Source organism: Pseudomonas sp. Irchel s3f19, assembly GCF_900187555.1.
Lineage (GTDB): Bacteria > Pseudomonadota > Gammaproteobacteria > Pseudomonadales > Pseudomonadaceae > Aquipseudomonas > Aquipseudomonas capeferrum.
Genome location: NZ_FYDW01000001.1, coordinates 220,521 through 245,227, shown reverse-complemented (window position 1 = coordinate 245,227; position 24,707 = coordinate 220,521). Strand labels below are relative to the sequence as shown.

The 24,707-nt window shown below is 63.0% G+C and carries 15 protein-coding genes; 5 read left to right on the top strand and 10 right to left on the bottom strand.

Annotated features, from left to right (window positions below; translation table 11 throughout):
- Positions 1–16 precede the first annotated feature (16 nt).
- The 4 genes from CKW22_RS01110 to CKW22_RS01095 all read right to left on the bottom strand — a co-directional run bounded on the left by CKW22_RS01110 (position 17) and on the right by CKW22_RS01095 (position 3,519).
- Positions 17–1,165, bottom strand: a complete 1,149-nt coding sequence (locus CKW22_RS01110) for a M14-type cytosolic carboxypeptidase (protein WP_033699037.1) — start codon at positions 1,163–1,165, stop codon at positions 17–19.
- A 171-nt stretch (positions 1,166–1,336) separates the two neighbouring features.
- A complete protein-coding gene (locus CKW22_RS01105; protein WP_033699036.1) occupies positions 1,337–2,383 on the bottom strand; it encodes an NAD(P)-dependent alcohol dehydrogenase in 1,047 nt (348 codons plus the stop codon).
- Positions 2,384–2,516: 133 nt separating this feature from the next.
- Positions 2,517–2,759, bottom strand: coding sequence for a hypothetical protein (locus tag CKW22_RS01100; protein ID WP_033699033.1), 243 nt, complete (start codon positions 2,757–2,759; stop codon positions 2,517–2,519).
- Complete coding sequence (locus CKW22_RS01095; protein ID WP_033699031.1) at positions 2,752–3,519, bottom strand: VacJ family lipoprotein; 768 nt, start codon at positions 3,517–3,519, stop codon at positions 2,752–2,754. Before CKW22_RS01095 ends, CKW22_RS01100 begins: the two co-directional genes overlap by 8 nt.
- Before the next feature lie 168 nt (positions 3,520–3,687).
- On the opposite strand from CKW22_RS01095, the gene CKW22_RS01090 reads away from it, so the two are divergent.
- Positions 3,688–4,398 (top strand): response regulator, encoded by a 711-nt coding sequence (locus CKW22_RS01090; protein WP_095063633.1) that lies wholly within the window; start codon positions 3,688–3,690, stop codon positions 4,396–4,398.
- Positions 4,395–5,750, top strand: coding sequence for an ATP-binding protein (locus tag CKW22_RS01085; protein ID WP_033699028.1), 1,356 nt, complete (start codon positions 4,395–4,397; stop codon positions 5,748–5,750). Before CKW22_RS01090 ends, CKW22_RS01085 begins: the two co-directional genes overlap by 4 nt.
- A 14-nt stretch (positions 5,751–5,764) precedes the next feature.
- Here CKW22_RS01085 and CKW22_RS01080 read toward each other — a convergent pair whose 3' ends face one another.
- Together CKW22_RS01080 and dkgB are read right to left on the bottom strand one after the other, a co-directional pair.
- Positions 5,765–6,229, bottom strand: coding sequence for a DUF1348 family protein (locus tag CKW22_RS01080; RefSeq protein ID WP_033699026.1), 465 nt, complete (start codon positions 6,227–6,229; stop codon positions 5,765–5,767).
- A gap of 162 nt (positions 6,230–6,391) precedes the next feature.
- Entirely contained in the window at positions 6,392–7,195 is an 804-nt protein-coding gene (dkgB, locus tag CKW22_RS01075) for a 2,5-didehydrogluconate reductase DkgB (protein ID WP_033699024.1), read from the bottom strand.
- 238 nt (positions 7,196–7,433) lie between these two features.
- On the opposite strand from dkgB, the gene CKW22_RS01070 reads away from it, so the two are divergent.
- Together CKW22_RS01070 and CKW22_RS01065 are read left to right on the top strand one after the other, a co-directional pair.
- Positions 7,434–11,483: a leucine-rich repeat domain-containing protein gene (locus CKW22_RS01070; protein WP_160015145.1), complete on the top strand. Its 4,050-nt coding sequence runs from the start codon at positions 7,434–7,436 to the stop codon at positions 11,481–11,483.
- Between the two features lie 100 nt (positions 11,484–11,583).
- Entirely contained in the window at positions 11,584–16,821 is a 5,238-nt protein-coding gene (locus CKW22_RS01065) for an NEL-type E3 ubiquitin ligase domain-containing protein (protein WP_095063631.1), read from the top strand.
- Between the two features lie 72 nt (positions 16,822–16,893).
- On the opposite strand, the gene CKW22_RS01060 is transcribed toward CKW22_RS01065, so the two are convergent.
- Together CKW22_RS01060 and CKW22_RS01055 are read right to left on the bottom strand one after the other, a co-directional pair.
- Positions 16,894–17,388: a DUF934 domain-containing protein gene (locus CKW22_RS01060; protein WP_033699021.1), complete on the bottom strand. Its 495-nt coding sequence runs from the start codon at positions 17,386–17,388 to the stop codon at positions 16,894–16,896.
- The gene (locus CKW22_RS01055; protein ID WP_047581084.1) at positions 17,372–19,024 is read right to left on the bottom strand and encodes a nitrite/sulfite reductase; all 1,653 of its coding nucleotides are present in this window, start codon (positions 19,022–19,024) and stop codon (positions 17,372–17,374) included. Before CKW22_RS01055 ends, CKW22_RS01060 begins: the two co-directional genes overlap by 17 nt.
- Before the next feature lie 215 nt (positions 19,025–19,239).
- On the opposite strand from CKW22_RS01055, the gene CKW22_RS01050 reads away from it, so the two are divergent.
- Positions 19,240–20,316, top strand: a complete 1,077-nt coding sequence (locus tag CKW22_RS01050) for an ABC transporter substrate-binding protein (RefSeq protein WP_095063630.1) — start codon at positions 19,240–19,242, stop codon at positions 20,314–20,316.
- Between the two features lie 297 nt (positions 20,317–20,613).
- Here CKW22_RS01050 and CKW22_RS01045 read toward each other — a convergent pair whose 3' ends face one another.
- Both CKW22_RS01045 and metH read right to left on the bottom strand, forming a co-directional pair.
- The gene (locus CKW22_RS01045; RefSeq protein WP_033699015.1) at positions 20,614–20,832 is read right to left on the bottom strand and encodes a DUF2970 domain-containing protein; all 219 of its coding nucleotides are present in this window, start codon (positions 20,830–20,832) and stop codon (positions 20,614–20,616) included.
- Between the two features lie 107 nt (positions 20,833–20,939).
- Positions 20,940–24,647, bottom strand: coding sequence for a methionine synthase (gene metH, locus CKW22_RS01040; RefSeq protein ID WP_095063629.1), 3,708 nt, complete (start codon positions 24,645–24,647; stop codon positions 20,940–20,942).
- Between the last annotated feature and the right edge of the window lie 60 nt (positions 24,648–24,707).

Here is a 24,707-nt window from a genome sequence, read left to right as displayed (position 1 = left end):
CGGTCGGCCCTTGCGATCAACGCAGGTCGTCAACCATTTTCAGCAACGTCTCCAGCACAGCCCCGGCCAATGCCTTCGACCGCGCCCCCGACCACCCGGCAACCGGATCGGGCGCATCGTCATGGTCCTTGAACGGCATCTCCAGCGTCAGTGACAGGCAGTCATGGGCCATCCCTACGGCATTGCACGCCAGCGTGGTATTGGCCTGCCCAGGCTCATCGCGCGTGTAGCCATGCACGGTCTGGAAGTCCGGCGTCACGCTGCACAGCGTGCTACGGAACTGTTCCTCCAGCTTCGCCAGGCGTGGCGTGTAACCGGGGTTGCCTTCACACGCTGCGGTGAACACGTGGGGGATTTCTTCATCCCCATGCACATCGATGAATGCATCCACGCCGTACTGCTTCATCTGCGCCTGGGCAAAGAATACCTCGGGGCTGAGTTCGACGCTGGCGTCCTGCCAGGCGCGGTTGAGGTCCTTGCCTTTGAAATTGGTGCGCAGATGCCCGAGGAAGGCACCGTCCGGGTTCATGTTGGGGATCAGGTACAGGTCGGCTTTTTCCAGGAGTTGCCGCACCTTGTCATCGTTTGCTTGCAGGCGGTCGATCACGCCCTCCATGAACCACTCGGCCATGTGTTCGCCCGGGTGCTGTTGGGCGATCAGCCACAGCTTGCGTTTGCCGGGTGCGCCGTTGCCGGCACGCAGCAAGGGGATGTCACGGCCCTGCACGCTGCGGCCGCTGGCCAGCAGCTCGACCCCCGGAATTTGCCGTGCGCGTTCGATCAGTTGGTTGTGGCGGGCGCGAGGGTAAGGTTGGAAGTAGGCGAACCAGACCTGTTCGTGCTCAGCGTTCAGCTCGAACGACAAGGCCTTGCCATCGAACTGGCTGGGTACGCGGAACCAGGCCTGCTGGTCGTAGGAGGCCACCGCGTTGTAGCCGGCCCAGGCCTGCTTGTACGAGGATTCGGAGGCGTTATCCAGGCTGAAGCGATGGACCTGCCCCGGTGTCAGCCCGCTGACCTTGAAGTGAAACCACTGGAAGTGGCCGCTGTGGGTGTCCGGGCGGATGGCCAGGTGCACCTGGGCAGGGTTGCTGGCATCCAGTACCTGGATGTTGCCGGAATCAAAATCGCAGTCGATCTGCAGGGGGGACAGCGTCACGGTCATCGCCGGGCTCCTTGACGGGCTTTGTTGTGGGGTTACTGTACACCGGTTGCGTGCTGGAGTGATGCACATAGCCTGTTGCTGCGGGTGCCAAGCCAACGCTGGCCCGCCGCGATGGCGGCGGTGCCGACGATGGGAGCCAGAACCTTGGGGCTGCTCGGCGGGCGTAGTGGGTCAGGCCAAGGTGGCGTTGTCGATCACGAAGCGGTACTTCACATCGCCTTTGAGCATCCGCTCATAACTTTCATTGATCTGATCGGCCCGGATCAGCTCGATGTCGGCAACGATCCCATGCTCGGCGCAGAAGTCGAGCATCTCCTGGGTTTCGGCGATACCGCCGATCATCGACCCGGCAATCGCTCGGCGCTTCATGATCAGGTTGAATACGTTCGGTGATGGATGCGCCGTAGCAGGCGCCCCCACCAGGCCCAGCGTGCCATCGCGCTTGAGCAGCACCAGGAATGCATCCAACTCATGCGGCGCCGCGACAGTGTTGAGGATGAAGTCGAATGACAGGCGGTGCGCTGCCATTGCGTTGGCGTCGCGCGACACCACCACTTCATCGGCGCCCAACGCCAGCGCCGCTTCACGCTTGGACTCGGACGTGGTGAAGGCCACCACATGCGCGCCCATGGCATGGGCCAGCTTGATGCCCATGTGCCCCAAGCCACCGATGCCAACCACGCCGACCTTCTTGCCCGGCCCAGCGCCCCAGTGGCGCAGCGGGGAATACGTGGTGATACCGGCGCACAGCAGTGGCGCCACGGCCGCCAGTTGCGCTTGCGGATGGCGTACGCGCAGCACATAGCGCGCATGCACGACAATCTGTTGCGAGTAGCCGCCCAGGGTCCAGCCGGGTTCGTCGGGCGTGGCGAAGTTGTAGGTACCGATCATGCCGTTGCAGTAGTTTTCCAGGCCCGCGTCACAGTCGGCGCAGTGTTTGCAACTGTCGACGATGCAGCCGACACCGACCAGGTCGCCGGCCTTGAAGCCTTTGACATGCTCACCCACGGCAGTCACCCGGCCGACGATTTCGTGGCCCGGTACGCAGGGGAAGCGGGTGCCCTCCCACTCGGAGCGCACCTGGTGCAGGTCGGAGTGACAGATGCCGCAATAGTCGATGGCGATCTGCACATCGTCAGCGCCTGGCGCGCGACGGGTGATGCGGATCGGTTCGAGGGGCTGGTCGCTGGCGTGGGCGCCATAGGCGATGACGTGCATGGGGAGATCCTCGGGTGAAGAGTCGGAACAAGCAGCATGTCCGACCCTCTCCGGGCAGGGGTAACTCGATTCAGCCGACGGATTGCCTGATTCTGTTGCCAGCGTCAGCGCGATGGCGCGCTGAAAAACGCCATCAGCATGGCTCGCCTTCTGCGCCTTCCCTGGCCATCCACTTCAACAGCGTTGCGATGGGCACGCGGCGGTGCACTTCGTGCCGCTGCTGCGCAGCTGCCTCGCCAGAGCGTTCGCGATAGCGGCTGATGATCAGGTCCCGGCCATCCTCGGAGACCCGGGCCTCCAGTTCGTGTAGCAACTGTTGCCGGGCGTTGCTCTCCAGGCGCCTGAACAGCACCACGGGTGGTTGCGCATCACGCATCGGCTGGCACCCCCTGGCAGCGCGCTGGGTGGTCAGCTTTGCCCTCGGCCACCCGCTCGGCACGCTGCTGGGCAGTGTAGTCGCGCACGGCCTGATAGTAGTCTGGCTGAGTGCGCAGCCTGTCGGTCAGCGGCAGCACGTCGGCGCGGCCATCCACCAGCCCACCTGCCGTTGCCGCGTTGCCCAGGGTGTCGACCGTGTCGCTGTTGTCGCCAAACGGCGCGACTGCAATGCCCAGCACCCTGCCGGTTGCATCGCGCAGGTTGTGCGTGCCGAGCAACGGCAGTTCGACGATCGGGCCATCGGCAATGTTCCACACACCGAAGGTCTGGCCAAAGTCCGAGGTGTGTCGGGCCAGCCCCATCTTCCCGGACACATCGACCAGGCCTGCCACGCCCAGGGTCGTGTTGAAGGTGAAGCGTGCAAGGCTGGTCAATGCCCGCTCGCCATTGCCTTGCAGCAGGTCGTTGAGAAAGACCTTGGGCTCGCCGAAGTTGGCGACGAAGTTGTGCACGCCCTGCTGGGTGAAATCAGGCAATGCGCTATAGCCACGGGCGATGGGTGCCAGCAGGTAGTCATCGACACTTCGGTTGAAGGCGAACACGGCGCGGTTGGCGGGTTCGGCGGGGTCGCTGAGTTGATAGGCCACAGGCCCGCAGGCACTGGCAGGCGGCCGCTGACTGCAGCCCGCGGCGGCGAGCAGTGACAGGGCGAGTAGGGCATTGCGGGCTGAGAACCAGGCATGGGGGAGGGTGGGCATGGGCGCATTCCTGACAAGAACTGGCGCCGATGGTGTGGCCGATTGATTGCCTGGGAATGTCCGGATTGCTTCGCGGTTGTCACTTTGTTTCCGGGTTGAAATATATGACGGCAGCTGCGCGATGGCCGTACAGTAAGCCTTTACTGTCCCTGTTCGCGGTGCCCTGGTGTGAGCCATTTGCTGATTGTCGACGATGATGTCGAAGTACTCGACCTGCTGCAGAAGTTTCTCCGTCAGCATGGTTACGAAGTCGATGTGGCCAGTGATGGCAAAGGCCTTTGGCAGGCGCTCGAACGGCGGGTGCCAGACCTGGTCATTCTTGATGTGATGCTGCCGGGCGATAGCGGCCTGGTGCTGTGCCAGCGCTTGCGTGCCGAATACAAGATGGCGGTGATCATGCTCACCGCCATGGGCGAGCTGAGCGACCGTGTGGTCGGGCTGGAGCTGGGCGCGGACGACTACCTGACCAAGCCGTTCGCTGCCCGTGAGCTGTTGGCCAGGGTGCGGGCGGTGCTGCGCCGGGCAGGCGAAAGTGCGAGCAGCCCACCCGCTGACGTGCGTACGGTACTTGAGTTCTCGGGCTGGCAACTGGAGGTACTGCGCCGTGAGTTGCGCTCGCCAGAGGGCGTGCTGATCCCCTTGTCCACGGGCGAATTCGAACTGCTGCTGGTGTTTGCCGAGCACCCCAGGCGCGTGCTCAGCCGCCAGCAATTGCTGGACCTGGCGCGGGGTGAAGCGCACGAAGCCTATGATCGAAGCATCGATGTGCAGGTGAGCCGGCTGCGGCGCAAGCTTGAGCGCGATGACGACTGCGAGCCGCTGATCCGCACCTTGCGCAACGTCGGCTACCTGTTCAGCGCCAGCGTGAACAAACGATGAGCCCGCTTGCCTGGGTGCGCAAGGCGCTGCCGCGGCCGCGGGTCACCATCGCCCGCTGGATTGCACTCACCACCCTGGCTGCCATGCTTAGCCTGCTGCTGCTCAAGTGGCTGTTCAGTGTGCTGCTCAGTGTGTGGGCGCAACCGCCGTTGCTGGAAAGCGGCCTGATCGACAAGGTTGCCTCGGTCGCCCGCATGATCGACGCCGCGCCTGCGGCGCAGCGGCCGGCCCTGGCCAGCGCAGCGGGTGATGCGGCCTACAGCGTGCAATGGCTGCGGCGGCATGCCGACGCTGGGTTGCCGACCCTGGCCGATAGCGAATTTCGCGAAGGCGCGCCGACCTTGCGTGCGCTGTTGAAGCGCCCGGATGCGCAGATCGAGGTCTTCGGACCGCAGGATCTGCCCGCGCAGGCGCAGCAGCGTGGGTATGCCCTGCTGATCGAACTGTCGGACAAGTCGTGGCTGCTGTATCGCGCGAGCGACCGCAGCTGGGGGCTGGATGAACTGCCGCGCAACCTGATCATTCTGGCGTTGATGATTGCCTCCAGCCTGGCCTTGGCGCTGCTTGCCACGCGTTACCTCGCCCAGCCTCTGGAGCGTTTCGCCGAAGGGGCGCGGCGCTTTGGCAAGGACTTCAACGCGCCACCGATACCGGTAGTCGGCCCTTACGACTTGCGCCAGGCCATCCTTGCCTTCAACGCCACGCAGGCCCAGCTCAAGCACTTTCTCGACGACCGCACGCAAATGCTCGCCGCCATCTCCCATGACCTGCGCGCCCCGCTGACCCGCATGCGCCTGCGCGCCGAGTTCATCGAGGACAGTGAACTGCAGGCCAAGTTGTTCAAGGACGTGGACGAGATGCAGGCGATGGTCGACGCCGCACTGCAGTTCTTCCGTGACGATGCGCGGCTGGAGCCGAGCACGGCGTTCGACCTGGGTGAATTGCTGTCGACGGTGGTGGATGACTTCAGGGATGCAGGCATGGACATCCGCCTCAGCGGCCCGCGCCGCTGCGTCTATACGGGCCGGCCCATCGGCATCAAACGGGTGGTGGTGAACCTGATCGACAACGCAGTGAAGTACGGCTGTGAGCCGACCGTGCAGCTGCACGTTGCTGACGAGCACCTCGTCATTGCGGTGCTTGACCGAGGGCCGGGCATTGCTGAGCCGCTCCAGGCGCGCGTTTTTGAGCCGTTCTACCGCATCGAAGGCTCGCGCAACAAGGACACCGGCGGGGTGGGCCTTGGCTTGCCGGCGGCGCGCGCCATCGTGCTGGAGCAGGGCGGCAGCGTGACCCTGAGCAACCGCCAGGGTGGCGGGCTTGAGGTCAGGGTCACACTGCCTGTCGGTTGACCGGGCCGCCGTGCTCAGAGCCCCAGGTCACTGAGGCCAGGGTGATCGTCCGGGCGCCGGCCCAGGGGCCAGTGGAACTTGCGATCCGCTTCGGCTATGGGTTGCTCATTGATACTCGAATGGCGGTTGTGCATCAGGCCATCGTCGGCGAACTCCCAGTTCTCGTTACCATACGCGCGGAACCATTGGCCGCTGTCATCGTGGTACTCGTAGGCGTAACGCACGGCAATGCGGTTGCCGGTGAAGGCCCACAGCTCCTTGATCAGGCGATACTCCAGCTCATGGTTCCACTTGCGTGTCAGAAAGGCCTGCACCTCGGCCCGGCCACGGGGGAACTCGACGCGGTTACGCCACACCGTATCGGGCGTGTAGGCGAGGGCCACCTTGGCCGCGTCGCGGCTGTTCCAGCCGTCTTCGGCGAGGCGGACTTTTTCGATGGCGGTTTCGCGGGTGAAGGGGGGCAGCGGTGGGCGGGGCATCGTAGGCACTCCTGAGGTGATTTGCACCTGTTCAGAGTAGTCACCGAGTCTGGTGAGGAGAATGGGGGCGTTTGACACTTCATAGTTGCGGGCTGCGGAACAATGCGCTGTACGGGGTAATATCGAGTTCTGGCACCGTAACGCAACCCAGGTTCAGCCGGCTCAGTCCCAGTGCGGCGCCAGGCCGTCGGGGCTGACTTCGCGGCCATTGCGCTCGAGGGTGGCAATGCGCGCCATGTCGTCGGTATCCAGGTGCAGGTCACGGGCGAGCAGGTTGCTGGCCAGGTTTTCGCGCTTGGTGGAGGACGGGATTACCGCATAACCCAGTTGCAGGGCCCAGGCCAGCGCGACCTGCGCGACGGTGGCTTTGTGCTTGGCGGCGATTTCGGCCAGCAGCGGGTCCTTCAGGACCTTGCCATAGGCCAGGGTCATGTAGGAGGTGACGGTGATGCCCTGTTCCTTGAGGAAAGCGCTCAGCGCGCTGTTTTGCAGATAAGGGCTGAGCTCGATCTGGTTGGTGGCGATTTCGCCCTTGCCCACCACTTCGATGGCCTGGCGGGCCAGGTCGATGTTGAAGTTGGACACACCGATCTGGCGGGTCAGGCCCAGCGCCTTGGCCTCAGCCAGTGCAGTCATGTATTCGGGCAGCTCGATGCCATTGCCCGGTGCGGGCCAGTGGATCAGCAACAGGTCGACATAGTCGGTGCGCAGTTTGGCCAGGCTTTCGCGCAGGCTGGGGATCAGTTTGTCGGCTGCATAGTTGTCGACCCAGATCTTGGTGGTGATGAACAGCTCGCTGCGCGCCACGCCGCTTTCGGCAATGGCCTGGCCCACGTCGGCTTCGTTCTTGTAGATCTGTGCGGTGTCGATGGCGCGGTAGCCCAGTTGCAGTGCCGAGCTGACCGAGTCGATGACGGCTTGGCCGGTAAGGCGGAAGGTGCCCAGGCCGAAAGAGGGAATGCTCATGGAGGTGCTCCTGTTGAGTGAGACTGTTCGAGTGGGCAGCAGTGTGCGGGGTTCAGGTGAAATGATTAAGGCGGGTCTGGGCGAAGGTCATTTGACTTGTAGTCACGAATGGCGGGGGTGACCGTGATCAAGTCGCGGGCAATCCATCGATTGCCGCCCTGGTTGACTTAAGTAGTGCGGCTGCCCGGCGCACCGCTGTTTAGCTGCGGGCTGAACCTCCAACCGGAAAATGCCGCCCATGACCACGCCATCGCAGCAACCCAATCTCACCGACACCCTCATCGCCAGCCTATTACCCACCTGGCTCAGCACGGCCTCACTCGATCAGCTGGGCAAGTTGCGGACAAGCCTGCAGCACCAACAGCGCACCCAGCACAGGCTGGCGACGCTGTTTTCCCGCGTTACCCCGTTGGATACCTTCGCCGAGGCGTTGCTTGACCAGGCATTGAGCGAGCGACAGGTGCCTGGGCTTGATGTGCGGCAGGTGAAGTTGCGGCGCACCACCATCCTTCCTGGTTCGTCTACCGTACCTGGCGGGTTGGGCCAGTCGCAGACCGAGGTCAGCGAGGTGACGTTGCTGGTTGCTGCGCTGCACAACTTCGCCGAACAGGAAGCCGCGCCCGCAGGCTCGCTGCAGACCCAGGTGATTGTTGACGCTGAAGGCACGGTGCAGGCGCTTGACCCGCAAACCTACGTTGCGCTATGCCGAAGCGTGGATGTCGGGGGGCAGTACCAGGGGCATCTTGAATCCATACTGCTGGCGCCGGGCGTGCCGGGTACGCAGGTAGCCGCATTGCTCGAAGAAAGCGCCCGCGCCAACCTGGAGGCCGACGTGCGCCTGGCGGCAGCCAAAGGTGAAATCGATGAGCGCACGTACTTGCAATGCCTGCCGGTCATTGCGGAAGTTGCCGTGGTGGCGTCCGACCCAACCCGTTTGCTGCCCTTCGAGCTGCGCCTGCTGGGCAAGTTGATGCGCGGGATGGTGGCGTTCGAAGCGCGCCAGGAGGGGCTGCCGAGCGCACCGCTCGAGGGGGTGGTGCTGTGGGTGCCGGATGATGTTCATGGTGCGTTGCAACGTTATGATTGCTGGGATGACCTGTGGCAGGCCCTGGGCCAAAGGTGCCGGCAGGATGGCTATCCTGCCTTCATTCAGCGCTTCGTCAGCGAGCGCGACCGGTGCGCCTTCAGCCAGACACTGCAACGTTTGTTGCAGACCCATACCAACAGCCAGACAGTCCAGCTCGATGGCCGCAGCCAGGCGATCGAAGGGCAGCTGTTTCAGCATGTACGCCAGGTGCGTATCGATACGCTGCTTGACGATGCGTGCGTGCTGGCCACACCCACTGCCAAGGCCAACCAGGCAGAGCGCGAGCGGCGCATGGGCGACTATGCCAGTGCAGGTCTTGACCTGTTGGGGCTGGCCAGCCTGTTCGTCCCCGTGCTTGGCCTGCCGTTGTTGGGTATCGCTGCGGTGCAGGCCAGCCATGAGGTTTATGAAGGGTATGCCGACTGGCAGCTAGGGGACCGGGAAGGCGCGCTGAATCACCTGTGGGGCGTTGCCGAAAACCTGGCCGCAGGGGTGGCATTGGCGTCGATCGGTTTGGTAGCAGGGCGCCTGATCGAACGGTCTGCCTACGTGGACGCATTGATGCCGGTGTTGACCGAAAACCATGGGTTGCGCCTGATCGATGCAGCTCTGCCAGGCTACGCGCTGCCAGATGGAGGACTGGCCGTTGGCGAGCGGGCCGAGGTGGTGGGACAGATGCGCTTGCGTACCCACCTGGCGACCTACCAGGTGGTCGAGGATGCTAAAGGGGCGGGCTTGCGCATCCGCCACCCCAGCAGGGCGCAGGCCTACTCGCCGTTGCTCGACGGCAATGGCGAGGGCGGTTGGCGCCATCAGTTGGAAACCCCACAGTATTGGCAGGGTTCTACGCAACTGATGCAACGCTTGAACAGTGCCTGGGCGGCGCTCGAGCCACTGACTGCCGAGCATGTCATGCGCATTACAGGCTTCGATGAAGCGCGTCTGCGCCGCTTGCACCTTGAGCATGCGCCAGCGCCTGCACGGTTGCAGGATGCTGTGCAGCGCTACCAGTTGCATGCACAGCATCCCGCGTTGCACGGTGACGCTTTCGAGCTGCACCTGAGTGGGCTGCAGGCCCCTGCAGAACCCGCCGAGCGGGTGTTGAGGCGCGACTTCCCCGGCCTGACGCCGCGTGGCGCGCGGGAGATCACCCAGCGTGCGGGGCCCGAAGTGATCGAAGCCATGAACAGCAGCCAACGCGTGCCGCTTGCCTTGGCCACCGAAGCACGCTGGCTGTTGCGTGATTGCCGCTTGGATCGTGCCTGCGCAGGGTTCTATCAGGCGGCAGCGGTGAATGCTGACACCGAGCGGTTGGCGCTGGGCCTGATCGCAGAGGCGGCACCGTGGCCGCAAACCGTGCGGGTCGAGCTGCGCAGCGAGCGCCTGGACGGCGATCTGCTCGCCCAGTCCGGTGCACAGGATGCCAGCCAAGTGAGGTACATCGTCAGGCGTGGCCAGGGTTACCAGGCTCTGCATGAGTCGGGGGCGCCACTGCCGTCGGCGAGCGAAAATGACAGCCTCTGCCAGGCGCTATGGTGGCACCTCGATGAGGCGCAGAAGCAGGTGCTTGGCGAGGGTGTAGCTACGGCTGAGCAGCTTGGCCATACCTTGGCCATTCGCGCTGGCGAACCACGGGAGCGCGCGGCAACGTTGCTTGGCATGGCGCCGGCAGAGGGGGCTGTACGCCCGCCAGTGCGCCTTGGCGATGGTCGACTGGGCTACCCGCTGAGTGGTGGCGATGCCTCGCGCCCACTGCGCGGTCAGGTATTCACCACGGCAGACCTGCGTGCCCGCCAGTCCATTCGCACTGGGCTGCACCAGTTGTTCACGCACCGCTCGGCAAGGGATGTGATGTGGTTGGCGATGCAGCTGGAGCAGAGGCCGGGCCGCACGGTCTGGACAGCGTTCAGTGACCTGGCCAGGCAGGTCGAGCGGCTAGACCTCAGCCTGCGTGGTTGGCGGGGGCAAGCCACGCCGGAAAATTACCATCGCCGCCAGCGCGTCGGGCAACTGATTCGTGAGGCGTGGGAGCCCGATTTCTATGGGCCCGGCGGTGTGGAGGAGTTGGTAGTACGCAATGAGCCAGTCGAGGGCCTGCCCCTGCTGCCAGCTGATATCCAGTTCGCGAACCTGCACCGACTGTGCTTGAGCAATCTCAGGTTGACCTCGCTGGAGGATGATTTCCTTGGCCGTTTCACCCAGTTGCGGAGCCTGCGATTGAGTGGCAACAAACTGACTGCGGTGCCTGGCTTGAGCGGCCTGCGCCGTTTGATCAGCCTGGACCTGCAGCACAACCGCTTGACCACCGTCGATGGGGTTCAGCATATGTCGTCGCTGACGCAACTGATCTTGAATGACAACGAGGTCAGTGAGGTGCCTGGGTTGGCAACGCTAACCAGACTCACCCGTCTGGATCTGCGGCGCAACCGGCTGACTGCGCTTGAGGGTGTGGAGGGCCTGACGCTGCTGACTCAGTTGGACCTGAGTGACAACCTGTTGTCTGGCCTTCCCGATCAGATTCACAGGTTGATCCGGCTACAGTATCTGAACCTGAGCAATAACCAGTTCGCGTCGTTGCCTGCGGGTGTCGAGCGCATGGTCGGGTTGACCAAGTTTGACCTTGCCGGCAATCGCCTTGACCAACTGCCGGAGGCGTTAGGCGGGCTGAGCCGGTTGTTGCAGCTGCACGTGGCCGAGAACAGGCTAGTGAATGTCCCGGCGGCCATTGGTAACCTGACCAGCCTTAAAATCCTCAATTTGCGCGGCAACCAGCTCACCGCGATACCCGAGGGCCTGGAACGGCTGAGACAGCTGACCGAACTGTACCTGGGCGATAACCAGATCGTCATCGATGTCTCAGGCGGCCAACGCCTGGAAGCGTTCAGCGCGTTGCGAACCTTCAGCTTGAATGGCAACCCGATCGGCATGATCCCGCCACTGCGTAACCTCGACCACCTGGCCCATCTGTCGCTGCGCTCGACAGGCCTGAGGGAATTTCCATTGGCTTTTCTGGAGCATCATCCGCAGCTGTACGTGGACCTTGCCGATAATCTGATCGTCGAATTGAGCGAGCGGGCCTTGATCTGGATTCGCCAGCACCCGAACCGGCTCAACATCAACAACAATCCCCTTGATGAGCAGGTGCTGGCACGTTGGCGTGCCGCGCGGGTGCAGTTCGACACGCTAAGCCAGCACGGTTGATTCAAGGGCTGCCGCTGCCAGTGGGGCGGTTTGCAATAGTTACCGCCAGCCCCCCGCTTGGCAGTGGTGCAATCGCAGCTCTCGCCATAAGGAGCCTGTGATGCAGACCCCGCCATTTCCCGAAGCGTCAACAGATGCCTTGATTGCCAGTCGCTTGCCTGCCTGGCTGACCGAGGCCCCACTCGATACCCTTTACGCGTTACACGAAAGCCAGCGCCGTCAACAGCAGGTACAGCAGCTACTGCACGACCTGCTGGCGCAGATCGCACCGCTGGACGTCTTCGCCGCCCCATTGCTGGAACACGCACTGCAAGCGCAGCATCAGCTGACGCTCGATGTGCGTCAGGCCAGATTGCGACGCAGAACCTTGCAGCGCTTCCCCTCGCACATTGCGCACGTGCCAGATGGGGTCAAAGAACAGGTTTATGAACACAGCTTGCTGCAATCGGCCTTGCATAACTTCACCGAGGGCGAAACATTCGCCAGCGCAATCATGCAGGGGACCGCGGTGCTGGATGCAACCGGGCAGCCTTGTTCGCTTGCTCCCAAGGCATTCTTCAGGCTGTGCCGCTCGCTCGACCTCGGGGGCCAGTACCAGTCGTACCTCCAGGCGCACCTGACACCAGCAGGGGAGGCCGGTTGTCAACTCGAAGCACTGATCGAGGAGGGCTTGCGTGCAAACCTGGAGGCGGCGTTGCGGTTATCGCTGGTCAACGGGGAAATTGCGCAGCACGCTTATGAACATTGTGCTGCGCTGGTTGCGTTGTTTTCATCCGAGGCGTTTTCGGCTTCAGGGCTGCGGCCCATGCAACTGCGGGTATTCGGTCAGCGGGTACGCGGTGCGGTGGCGTTTGAAATCACTCATCAGGAGGCCACTGGTGAGGTATTCGAGGGGATATTGTGCTGGATCCCCGATGACCCTCAAGGCCCCTTGACCTGGTACCCGTCCTGGGATGCCTTGTACTTGACCCTGGGCAAGCAGTTTCGCTTGCCTGGGTACGTCGAGTTCTTTCAGCGGTTCATCGGTGCACGTGACCTGCAAGCCTACGTGCGCGCCCTGGATAACGCGCTGAAAGCCACCGACCGGGATGTGCCGGTCGAGCTTGACGGGCGTCATGAAGCAATCGAGCTGCCGCTGTTCGAGCATTTGCGCACGCAGCAGATCGACACCCTGCTGGACAACGCCAAGGTGCACGGCGTGCCCACTGCAGAAGTGGATGCGCAGGTACGCGACAGGCGCCTGCATTTCTACCTGAGTTTTGCCCTTGATGCGTTGGGCCTGGCAAGTTTCGCGCTGCCCGTGCTGGCTTTGCCGCTGCTGGGCATCACTGCGCTGCAGGTGGCGGATGAGGTCTACGAGGGTTATGCCGATTGGCAACTGGGGGATCGCCAGGGCGCTCTGGAACATGTGTATGCGGTTGCAGAAACCGTGGCCATGACCGCTGTGAATGCTGGTGCAGGCGCAGCATCGCACCGGCTGGCGCGTAACGTACGGGTCGAAACGTTGGTGCCGGTGCATGCGGTTGATGGCACGGTGAAGTTGTGCGACCTCGACTTGCCAGGGTATGCCGTTCAACACCAAGGCACCGTCGGCACGGTGGTCACGGTGCAAGGCGCAGAAGTGGTGCGTACCCCCCTGGCCAGCCATGTGACCTCAGCAGACGGCGAAACCCAGCAGCGCCGTATCCGGCACCCCACGCGCAGCAATGCCTACGCACCGTTGCTTGAAGGCAACGATGCCGGTGGCTGGCAGCATGAACTTGAGACCCCACATGAATGGCACGGCAGTGTTCAGCTGTTCAAGGACCTCGCTGCAGATTGGGCGAACCTCGACGAGCAGGCCATACATAACGTGATGCGGGCCACAGGGCTCAATGAAGACCTGTTGCGCCGATTGCATGTGGAACACGCCTCGCCCCCGGCCCGCGTGTTGGATGCGCTGCAGCGGCAACAGTTGCACACGCAGTTGCCAGGGCTGCAAGGCGAGGGCTTCGAGCTGCAGTTGCTGGCGCAGCAGCCCTGGCCGTCCGAGGCCGAAACCCTGCTGCGTCGGGATTTCCCCGGGTTGTCGGTGCTGGGCGCGCGGGAGATCATCGCACACGCTGGTGAAGACCTGGTCGAGCAGTTGCAGGCACACCAGCGTGTACCGCTGGCCTTGGCCGAGCACGCGCGCTGGTACTTGCGCGATACGCGCCTGGACCGCGCTTGCGCGGGGCTGCTGCAAGCCGCAGCGATCAATCGTGATACCGAGCAACTGGCGCTGGGCCTGATCGCTGACCGTGCTCCTTGGCGCGGCGTGCGTATCGAGGTGCGCGGCGATACGCACTTGGGCGCACGGTCTGCCTGGGCCGGTGCGCAAGAGGCTAGTGAAGTCCGTAGCGTAGTCAGAACTGCCCATGGCTATCAGGCGTTGGATGCGCACGGTATCCCACTGCCATCGGCAACGGCCGAAGACTCTTTGTTCCAGGCCCTGTTGCTGCAACTTGACCCTTGGCAGAAGCGGGCGTTGGGTAACGCTGGCGACTCACCTGAGGCGCTGGCTGAGGCGCTGTCGCTGTGGGCCGGTGAGCAGCGCGATCATGCCGCAGCGCTGTTGGGCATGGCGCCGATCGGGCGTGGTTTCAGGCCACCGGTACGGCTCGGCGATGGTCGCCTGGGCTACCCGCTGAGCGGGCGTGGCGAGAGCAGCGATCGTGCGTTGCGGCGCGGTATCCAACGGCTGTTCCCCGACATTGACTCAAGTACGATGGCACGCTTCGCGCAAGACGCCCGCGCGCTTGGGCTGACCCCTTGGAACTACTACCTGCGCCTGTGTGAAGAGCTGCGTGCCCTGGATCAGGCATTGGGCCTGTGGCGGCGACAATCGTCCGGGCCGATCCAGTTGCTCAGACGGGTGCGTATGGCACGGCGGATTCGTCATGCCTGGCAACGACGCGTGCACGATGTTGAAGGGCATCCAGCACTGACGTTGGAAGGCACGCGCCTGGGCACCCTGCCGGAACTGCCAGAAACGGTGCGTTTTGATCATGTGACCACGCTTACCCTGCGTAGCCTGGATCTGACAAGTGTCGACTCGGCTTTTCTCGCCCGCTTTCCCAATGTGCATCGTCTGGATTTGTCGTCTAACCGGTTGGCATCGATACCCGAAACTGCCGCATTGACGCAGCTTCGGCAGATTGATCTGCGCGACAACCTCATCGTTGATATCAGCGAAGCGCAGGCGAACGCGCTGCGCGCCAACCCCGAACGGGTGCATTTGCTGGGTAATCCGCTATCGGCAGTAGCACGCGAGCGGCTGGCGCTGGGGGCGCCTGCAGTACCACTCGAGCAGGGCGCAGGAAGCAGTGAGCGCTGGTTCGAAGGGGTGAGCGAGCACGAAGCGGCACTGCATCGCAGCCAGTGGCAGGCGCTAGAGCATGAGGCTGGCAGCGGCGGGTTCTTCGCATTTCTCGATGCGTTGCTGGCTAGCGAGAAGTTTGCGCTTGAACCCGCAGAGATGCGGCGTCGGGTAGGCGAGTTGATAAGCGCCATGTACCACCATGCTCACATTCGACAGGCAATTTTCCTGCAAGCGGCTGTGCCTCGCAGCAACGTCGACCTTGATGCCCTCATCATCAGGTTGCAGGTTGCATTGCGTACCGATGGGGTGCACGGCCGGCGTATCGAGCGTGAGCTGCGTAGCCTTGGGCGTGAACTGTTCAGGCTCGATCAGGTGAACCGCTTTGCTGCACGTCATATGGACGGCCTGCGTCTGCGCGCCGTGTCATTCAACCCGAGTGAGATCTACCTGGCATTTCGGGCACAGCTCGCAGAGCAGTTGGGCATTTATGGCCAGCCGACGTACTTGAGTTTCAGGCACATCGAGCATGTGACGCCAGATGATCTTGTCGGGGCCGAAGCAGCTGTGTACGAGGCCGAGACGGCCGAGGCGCTCAGCCAGTTCCTGGCGCAGCAGGCGTTCTGGGAAGATCACGTTCGGGTTGCTTACGACGATCAGTTTGCCGTCATCCGTCAGGCCTACGCTGAACGACAAGCCGCACTTGCCGCAGACCAAGGCCACGATCAGGGGGCGCCAGAAGCGTTGGCGCGCATCACCGAACAGCGCCGGGAGGAGGAGCAGGCACTGACGCTGACACTGGCCCGCGGCAGTTACTGGACATGGTATCGGCTCCACCCTCCCCAGGGGCCTGGCACCCGGGCGTTTGCGCACCTGTCGAGGCGGCTTGAAACAAGCCTGGCGCTATGGCGCGGTTTGCCGGGCGAGCCAGAGCATGCAGCGCGGTCCCATGTCGCGGATGTACTGCGCACGTTCTGGCAGTCGAATTATCGCGAAGACGGGCCGTCCCTGGGCACAACCCGCACGGGAATGACCATCAGTTCTTTGCCAGTGCTGCCCGGCGGCATCATGTTCGACCGGCTACGAGCCTTGTCTCTGGGCAATCATCAGCTTTCGACCATCGAGCCTGATTTCCTGCGTCATTTCCCCAATCTGGAGGTCTTGCAGCTGTCTGGCAACCGACTGACCGAGCTTGGCGGGCTGCAACACCTGCCGCAGTTGCGCAGCTTGGACCTTGGCGGAAATCTGCTTGAGACGGTGACAGGGTTGCAGCACCTGACCCTCCTGACCGATCTGGACCTCAGTGGCAACCACCTGGAGCAACTGCCGGCCGGAGTCGAGCAGTTGGCCCAACTGGCCAGCCTGGACCTTTCGTTCAATCGGCTCAACGTACTCGATGAGCGCATCGGGCAGTTGGCAAGCCTAGAGAACCTGCAGTTGAGCGGTAACCTGCTGAGCAGTGTGCCCAGCAGCCTTGGCAACCTTGCCCAACTGAATATTCTCAACCTTGGCGCGAACCGCTTTGCCACTGTCCCGGAGCATTTGAATCATCTGGGCAGGCTGACCCAGCTGTACCTGCACGACAATGTGATAACCCTCGATGCAGCAAGCCAGTTGCGCCTGGAGTGGTTCTCCCGGTTGGAAGTCCTGGACTTTGATGGAAACCCGTTGGGTGTGGCCCCTCAGTTGCGCTACAACGTTCACCTGCAGTACGTGTCGTTGCGTGCAACGGGCTTGCGCAGTGTTCCGCTGGCGTTGATGCAGCGCTACCCGGACCTGGTCGTGGACCTGCGTGGTAACCGCATTGCGACGCTTGGCGAGGACGCGTTGAACTGGATCGAAGCCCACCCGGAAACGATCAATCTCGAACACAATCAGCTGAACGAAGAGGTCATGCAGCGAATACGCGAGGCGCTGGCACGGGTGCAGGCCGAATGGGCCAGGGCGCTAGAGCAGCAGCAAGCCACTGCGAGCAGGAAACCCCGGGGCCGTAGAGGCTGAAAAGCGGTGTTGCGTGGGTTGCGGTAAAAGAAAGGGTACGGCCCGCCGGGTGGTGGGCCGTCCTTGCAGCGGTCAGCGGCGGCGGAACAGCGGCAGCGGTTGATCGGTGGCGCCCTGATAGGTCACCGAGAAGTCTTTCAGACCTTCCAGTGCATCTTCCGGGTCCTTGTCGGCACGGATGGCAAACGCATCGAAACCGCAACGGGCCATGAAGAACAGCTGGTCGCGCAGAACGTCGCCGATGGCGCGCAGCTCGCCTTTGAACTGGTAGCGGTCACGCAGCAGGCGCGCGTTGGAGTAGTTGCGCCCATCAGTGAAGGCCGGGAAGTTCAGAGCGATGACCTGGAAGTGCTGCACGTCCTCGCCGATCTCTTCCGCTTCCTCGTCGCTGTCCAGCCACACGCCCAGGCCGCCGTCGCGGGCCTTGAGCACGTGGGCATGGTCACGCCACAGTTGCAGCGGGACGATGTAATCGTCGCAGTTGCTCAGCTCGTCGAGGGTGGTTTCCTTGGGCAGCAGGTGCCAGGTTTCGTCGACGATCTGGTTGTTCTTAATGATTCGCTGCATAGACGCGTTCCTTGAAGGGGTCGATGCCGATACGCTGGTAGGTGTCGATGAAGCGCTCTTCCTCGGTACGTTGTTCGACGTACACGGCGATCAGCTTTTCAATCACGTCGGCCATGGCGTCCTGGGCGAAGGATGGGCCGAGGATCTTGCCCAGGCTCGCGTCACGCGCAGCGTTGCCGCCCAGGGACACCTGGTAGAACTCCTCGCCTTTCTTGTCCACGCCGAGGATGCCGATGTGGCCCACGTGGTGGTGGCCGCAGGCGTTCATGCAGCCAGAGATGTTGAGGTCGATCTCGCCGATGTCGAACAGGTAGTCCAGGTCGTCGAAACGGCGCTGGATGGATTCGGCGATCGGGATCGACTTGGCGTTGGCCAGCGAGCAGTAGTCACCCCCCGGGCAGCAGATGATGTCGGTCAACAGGCCGATGTTCGGCGTGGCGAAGCCACCTTCACGCAGCTCCTGCCACAGGGCGTGCAGCTGGCGCTGCTCGACGTCGGCGAGGATGATGTTCTGCTCGTGCGAGGTGCGCAGGAAGCCAAAGCTGTAGCGCTCGGCGAGGTCCGCCACGGCGTCCAGCTGCTTGTCGGTCAGGTCGCCAGGGGCAACGCCGGTGGGCTTCAGCGACAAGGTCACGGCCACGTAGCCAGGGCGCTTGTGGGCGCGGGTGTTGCGCGAGCGCCAGCGAGCGAAACCTGGGTATTCGGCGTCCAGGGCACTGTAATCGACGTTGTCGAGGGCCAGGTAGTCCGGGTCGACGAAGTGGCGCGACACGCGCTGGACTTCATCTTCGGTCAGGGTGCTGCTGCCGCCACGCAGGTGGACCATTTCGGCCTCGACCTTTTCGGCGAACACTTCAGGCGTCAGCGCCTTGACCAGAATCTTGATCCGCGCCTTGTACTTGTTGTCACGGCGACCGTAACGGTTGTACACGCGCAGGATGGCGTCCAGGTAGCTGATCAGGTCCTGCCAGGGCAGGAACTCGTTGATGAACGAGCCGACCACCGGGGTACGGCCCAGGCCGCCGCCCACCAGCACGCGGAAGCCAAGCTCGCCGGCTTCGTTGCGCACCGGCTCCAGGCCGATATCGTGCACTTCGATGGCAGCGCGGTCTTCCTTCGAGCCGTTGATGGCAATCTTGAACTTGCGCGGCAGGTAGGCGAATTCCGGGTGGAAGGTGGTCCACTGACGGACGATCTCGCACCACGGGCGCGGGTCGATCAGCTCATCTGCGGCGACACCGGCGAACTGGTCGGTGGTGGTGTTGCGCAGGCAGTTGCCGCTGGTCTGGATCGCGTGCATCTGCACGGTGGCCAGCTCGGCAAGGATGTCCGGGATGTCTTCCAGCGCCGGCCAGTTGTACTGCACGTTCTGGCGGGTGGAAATGTGGGCGTAGCCCTTGTCGTAGTCGCGAGCGATCTTGGCCAGTGTGCGGACCTGGCGGGCGTTCAGCTGGCCATAAGGCACGGCGACGCGCAGCATCGGCGCGAAACGTTGGATATACAGGCCGTTCTGCAGGCGCAGAGGGCGGAATTCTTCTTCGCTCAGCTCACCGGCCAGGTAGCGGCGGGTCTGATCACGGAACTGCTTGACGCGGTCCTCGATGATCCGCTGATCGTACTCGTCGTATACGTACATAAAAGTCCTGTCTCAGGCTGCATGCAGCTATTCGCGCGCACGGCCGCGCACTCCGGTTCGGAGCTGGGAAACGATATCAGAGTGTGTTTATGCGCTAAAGTGATGTTTTTGCATATGAAAAGAACCAAACGAACTAAGTGAGACTGACTGGCATTTGTTCGTCAACGCGGGTCGTAGGTTTATACTCGCGGGTTTGTTGCAAGGGGTGTAACCGCATGCTCAAGGCGCTCTGCCAAAGCTTGTGCCTGAGCCTGCCGTTGGCAGCCAATGCGCAGGCTGCTTCAGTCGTGTTCCTTAACCCGGGCCTTTCGAACGAGACATTCTGGGTTGGCTATTCGCGCTTCATGCAGGCGGCGGCCGACGACCTGGGCCTGACGCTGCGGGTGGAATACAGCGAACGCAGCGCCGAACGTGCGCTGAACCAGGCACGGGCGCTGCTCAAAGGCCCGCAGCGCCCGGACTACCTGGTGCTGGTCAACGAGCAGTACGTGGCGCCGGAAATCATCCGGCTGTCCCAGGGCACCGGGGTCAAGCTGTTTCTGGTCAATAACGGCCTGACCGCCAGCCAGGCGCAGAGCATCGAGGCCCAGCCCGAGAAGTATGCCCAGGTACTGGGCACGTTGATCACCAACGACGAGCAAGCCGGTTACCAGATGCTGCACGAGATGGTCGCCCTGCTGCCGCCGAGCAACGAGCCGGTGGACCTCGTGGCGTTTGCCGGGGTCAAGACCACCCCCGCCTCGCAGCTGCGTGAAGCGGGCATGCGCCGCGCCTTGGCCGACTTCCCCCAGGTGCGCTTGCGCCAGGTGGTGTATGGCGGCTGGAACCGGCAGCGTGCATTCGAGCAGGCGCAACTGCTGTTGCAGCGCTACCCGGGCACACGCCTGGTGTGGTCGGCCAACGACGAGATGGCCTTCGGCGCCATGCAGGCGTTCGAGGCTGCCGGGCGAATACCGGGGCGGGATGCGGTATTCAGCGCCGTCAACAGCTCGCCGCAAGCGCTGCGTGCGCGCATCGACGGGCGTCTGGGCGTGCTCATGGGCGGGCATTTCACCTTGGGTGGTTGGGCCATGGTCATGCTCAATGACGATGCGCAGGGGCTGCCGATCAATCGGGACGGGCGGCGTGAGCACAGTGTGCCGGTGCTGCAGTCGATTGACCCGGACAAGGCCCGACGCTGGCTCAAGCTGCTCGGACGTGACGACTACGGCATCGACTTTCGACGCTACAGCGCTGAAGGCCGTCCATCCGATTTTCAGTATCCCTTCCTGACTTCCCCTGTGGACTATTGATCTGCCTGGCCGCGACTAACGAAAAACCCTGCTTGAGGGAAGGGCATTGCTCGTCTTTACTGCTTTGGGTGAAGTGCATTCCCATAACCACTACAAGAGGCAATGCAATGGGAAACTCAACCAAGGTCCGCAAAGCTGACAGCAGTGTCGATGCCTGGGCGATTCTGTGCTTGATCGTGCTGGTGGTCGTTACCGCCGTGTATTGGGTCAGCCACCAGTAGACTTCCCTTCAGACCGTGATGCAGCCTGAGCGCCTGCGGGGTGGATGCCTGCAGGCGTTTTCATTCAGGCTGAACGTCAGCGTGCCGTCAGGTGCATGGCCAGCTGCACCAACCCGATCAGCAGCAGAATGAACAGCAGGGTGAACACCGTGCCCATGGCAATGAAGTGGCTGGCCTTGCCGTGGGTGAAGTCGCGCGCGCGGTTCTTGCCGCTTTGCACGCCGAAGGCGGCGGCGAGGATGCTGTGCAGCATTTGCCAGAAGGTGGGGGGCTTGCCTTGGCTTGAGTCGTCCATGGTGGCTCCTGGGTTTCGGAGGCAATCAGGGACAGTGTAGGCAATGCCAGGGTAGTTGGCTTTGCTGGCCCTTTCGCGGTTAAACCCGCGAAAGGGCCAGCAGAGTCTTAGTTGTCGTACCCGAGGTTAGGTGCCAACCAACGCTCGCTCACGCTCACTTCCTGGCCCTTGCGCGCGCTGTAGCGCTCGATCTGGTCCTTGTCTACCTTGCCCACGGCAAAGTACTGCGCCTGCGGGTGGGCAAAATACCAGCCACTGACCGCCGCCGCCGGGAACATCGCGAAGTGTTCGGTCAGGAACACGCCGCTTGCGCCGGTCTCGCCAATGGCCGTGCCATCGAGCAGGCGGAACAAGGTTTCTTTCTCGGTGTGGTCCGGGCAGGCCGGGTAGCCTGGGGCAGGGCGGATGCCGCTGTACTGCTCCTTGATCAACGCCTCGTTGTCCAGGTGTTCGTCACGGGCGTAACCCCAGTGCTCTTTGCGCACCTGTTCGTGCAGCCACTCGGCGCAGGCTTCGGCCAGGCGGTCGGCCAAGGCCTTGACCATGATCGAGCTGTAGTCGTCGCCCTTGTCTTGATACGCCTTGGCCACTTCCTCGGCGCCGATGCCGGCGGTGGTGATGAAGCCGCCGACGTAGTCGGTGACACCGCTGTCCTTCGGCGCGACGAAGTCGGCCAACGACCAGTTCGGCTTGCCGTCGGGCTTGATGGTCTGCTGGCGTAGGTGGTGCAGGGTCGCCAGCGGCTGGCCGTCGTCGCCATACACCTCGATATCGTCATCGGCGACCTGATTGGCCGGCCAGAAGCCGAACACTGCGCGGGCACTGATCAGCTTCTCGTCGATCAGCTTGTCGAGCATCTCGCGGGCATCTTTGTACAGCGCTGTGGCCGCTTCGCCGACCACTTCGTCGGTGAGGATGCGCGGGAACTTGCCGGCCAGGTCCCAGGAGATGAAGAAGGGGGTCCAGTCGATGTACTCGGCCAGGGTCCGCAGGTCGATGTCCTGCAGCACCTTGACGCCGGTGAAGGAGGGCACTGCGGGCTGGTAGCCGGCCCAGTCGTACTGCGGCTTGGCGGCAATCGCCTTGGCGTAGCTCAGGCGCTCGGTACGGGCACTGCGGTTGGCCGTGCGCTCGCGGACATCGACGTAGTCCAGGCGGGTCTTTTCGACGAAGCCGGGTTTGAGCTCCTTGGACAGCAGTTGGGTCGCAACGCCGACGGCGCGCGAAGCGTCGGTGACGTAGATCACCGCGTCGTTGCTGTACTTGGGCTCGATCTTCACGGCCGTGTGCGCCTTGGACGTGGTTGCTCCACCGATCATCAGCGGCAGGTTGAAGCCCTGGCGCTGCATTTCGCGGGCAACGTGGACCATCTCGTCCAGCGACGGGGTAATCAGGCCGGACAGGCCGATGATGTCGCATTTCTCGTCGCGTGCGGTTTGCAGAATCTTCTCTGCCGGCACCATCACGCCGAGGTCGACGATGTCGTAACCGTTACAGCCCAGGACCACGCCGACGATGTTCTTGCCGATGTCGTGCACGTCGCCCTTGACCGTGGCCATCAAGATTTTGCCCTTGGCCTCGGGCTTGTCGCCTTTTTCGGCTTCGATGAACGGGATCAGGTGGGCTACGGCCTGCTTCATCACGCGTGCCGACTTGACCACCTGGGGCAGGAACATCTTGCCGGCACCGAACAGGTCGCCGACCACGTTCATGCCGCTCATCAGCGGGCCTTCGATGACCTCGATGGGCCGCGCGCATTGCTGGCGGCATTCTTCGGTGTCTTCGACGATGTGCGCAGTGATGCCTTTGACCAGGGCGTGTTCCAGGCGCTTGCCCACCGGCAGTGAGCGCCAGGCCTCGTTCTCGACTTCCTTGGTGGCGCCGCCGCCTTTGTAGTCGTCGGCAATGGCCAGCAGTGCATCGGTGCCTTCCGGGGTGCGGTTGAGCACCACGTCCTCGACCTTGTTGCGCAGGTCGGCCGGGATCTCGTCGTAGATCTCCAACTGGCCGGCGTTGACGATACCCATGGTCAGGCCGTTGCGGATGGCGTGGAACAGGAACACCGAGTGGATCGCTTCACGCACCGGGTTGTTGCCGCGGAACGAGAACGACACGTTGGACACCCCGCCCGAGCTCAGCGCGTGCGGCAGGTGGTCACGGATGTAGGCGCAGGCTTCGATGAAGTCGACGGCATAGTTGTTGTGCTCTTCGATGCCGGTGGCGACGGCGAAGATGTTCGGGTCGAAGATGATGTCTTCCGGCGGGAAGCCCACTTCGTTGACCAGGATGTCGTAGCTGCGCTTGCAGATTTCTTTCTTGCGCGCGGCGGTGTCGGCCTGGCCGACCTCGTCGAAGGCCATCACCACCACGGCGGCGCCGTAGCGTTTGCACAGGCGGGCGTGGTGCTTGAACTGCTCGACGCCTTCTTTCATGGAGATCGAGTTGACGATGCCCTTGCCCTGGATGCACTTCAGGCCCGCCTCGATCACTTCCCACTTGGAAGAGTCGATCATGATCGGTACCCGGGAGATATCCGGCTCACCCGCGATCATGTTGAGGAAGCGGACCATGGCGGCCTGGGAGTCGAGCATCCCTTCGTCCATGTTGATGTCGATCACCTGGGCGCCGGCCTCGACCTGCTGCAGGGCCACTTCCAGGGCTTCGGTGTAGTTCTCTTCACGAATCAGCCGGGCGAACTTGGCCGAGCCGGTGATGTTGGTGCGCTCGCCAACGTTGACGAACAGCGACTGACGATCGATGGTGAAGGGTTCCAGGCCCGACAGGCGGCAGGCCTTGGCGATTTCCGGGATCTCGCGGGGTTTGTACTTGGCCACGGCTTCGGCGATGGCCTGGATGTGGCCCGGGGTGGTGCCGCAGCAGCCGCCGATGATGTTGAGGAAGCCGCTGGCGGCGAACTCCTCGACCACTGCGGCCATCTCGGCCGGGGTTTCGTCGTACTCGCCGAAGGCGTTGGGCAGGCCGGCGTTGGGGTGCGCCGAGACATGGGTGTCGGCCTTGGTCGACAACTCTTCCAGGTACGGGCGCAGGTCCTTGGCGCCCAGGGCGCAGTTCAGGCCCACGGAAATCGGCTTGGCATGGCGCACCGAGTTCCAGAAGGCTTCGGTGGTCTGCCCGGACAAGGTCCGGCCGGAGGCGTCGGTGATGGTGCCGGAGATCATGATCGGCAATTCGACCTGGTCATCCTCGAACACCTGCTGCACGGCGAAGATCGCCGCCTTTGCGTTGAGGGTGTCGAAAATGGTTTCGATCAGGATCAGGTCGGCACCGCCCTCGATCAGGCCGCGGGTGGCCTCGACGTAGTTTTCCACCAGTTCGTCGAAGGTGACGTTGCGGTAGCTGGGGTCGTTGACGTCCGGGGAAATCGAGCAGGTGCGGCTGGTCGGGCCAAGCACGCCGGCGACGAAGCGCGGTTTGTCCGGCGTCTCCAGGGTCTTGGCATCGGCGACCTGGCGGGCGATGCGCGCGCCTTCGACGTTCAGCTCGTAAACCAGCGACTCCATGGCGTAGTCGGCCTGGGAAATCTGCGTGGCGTTGAAGGTGTTGGTTTCGAGAATATCGGCGCCAGCATCCAGGTAGGCTTTTTCGATGGCGGCGATGACATCGGGGCGGCTGAGCAGCAACAGATCGTTGTTACCCTTTACATCGCTTGGCCAATCGGCAAAGCGCGTGCCACGATAGTCGTGTTCCTCGAGGCGATAACTTTGGATCATAGTACCCATGCCGCCGTCGAGGATCAGGATGCGCTCTTTGAGTGCGTGCTGGAGTGCTTGGAGACGAGCGCTGCGGTCGGACATAGGAACTACCTGGTCGGGCGATATCAGAAGGTGCCGAATCATAACAAAGCTGCGCGGTTT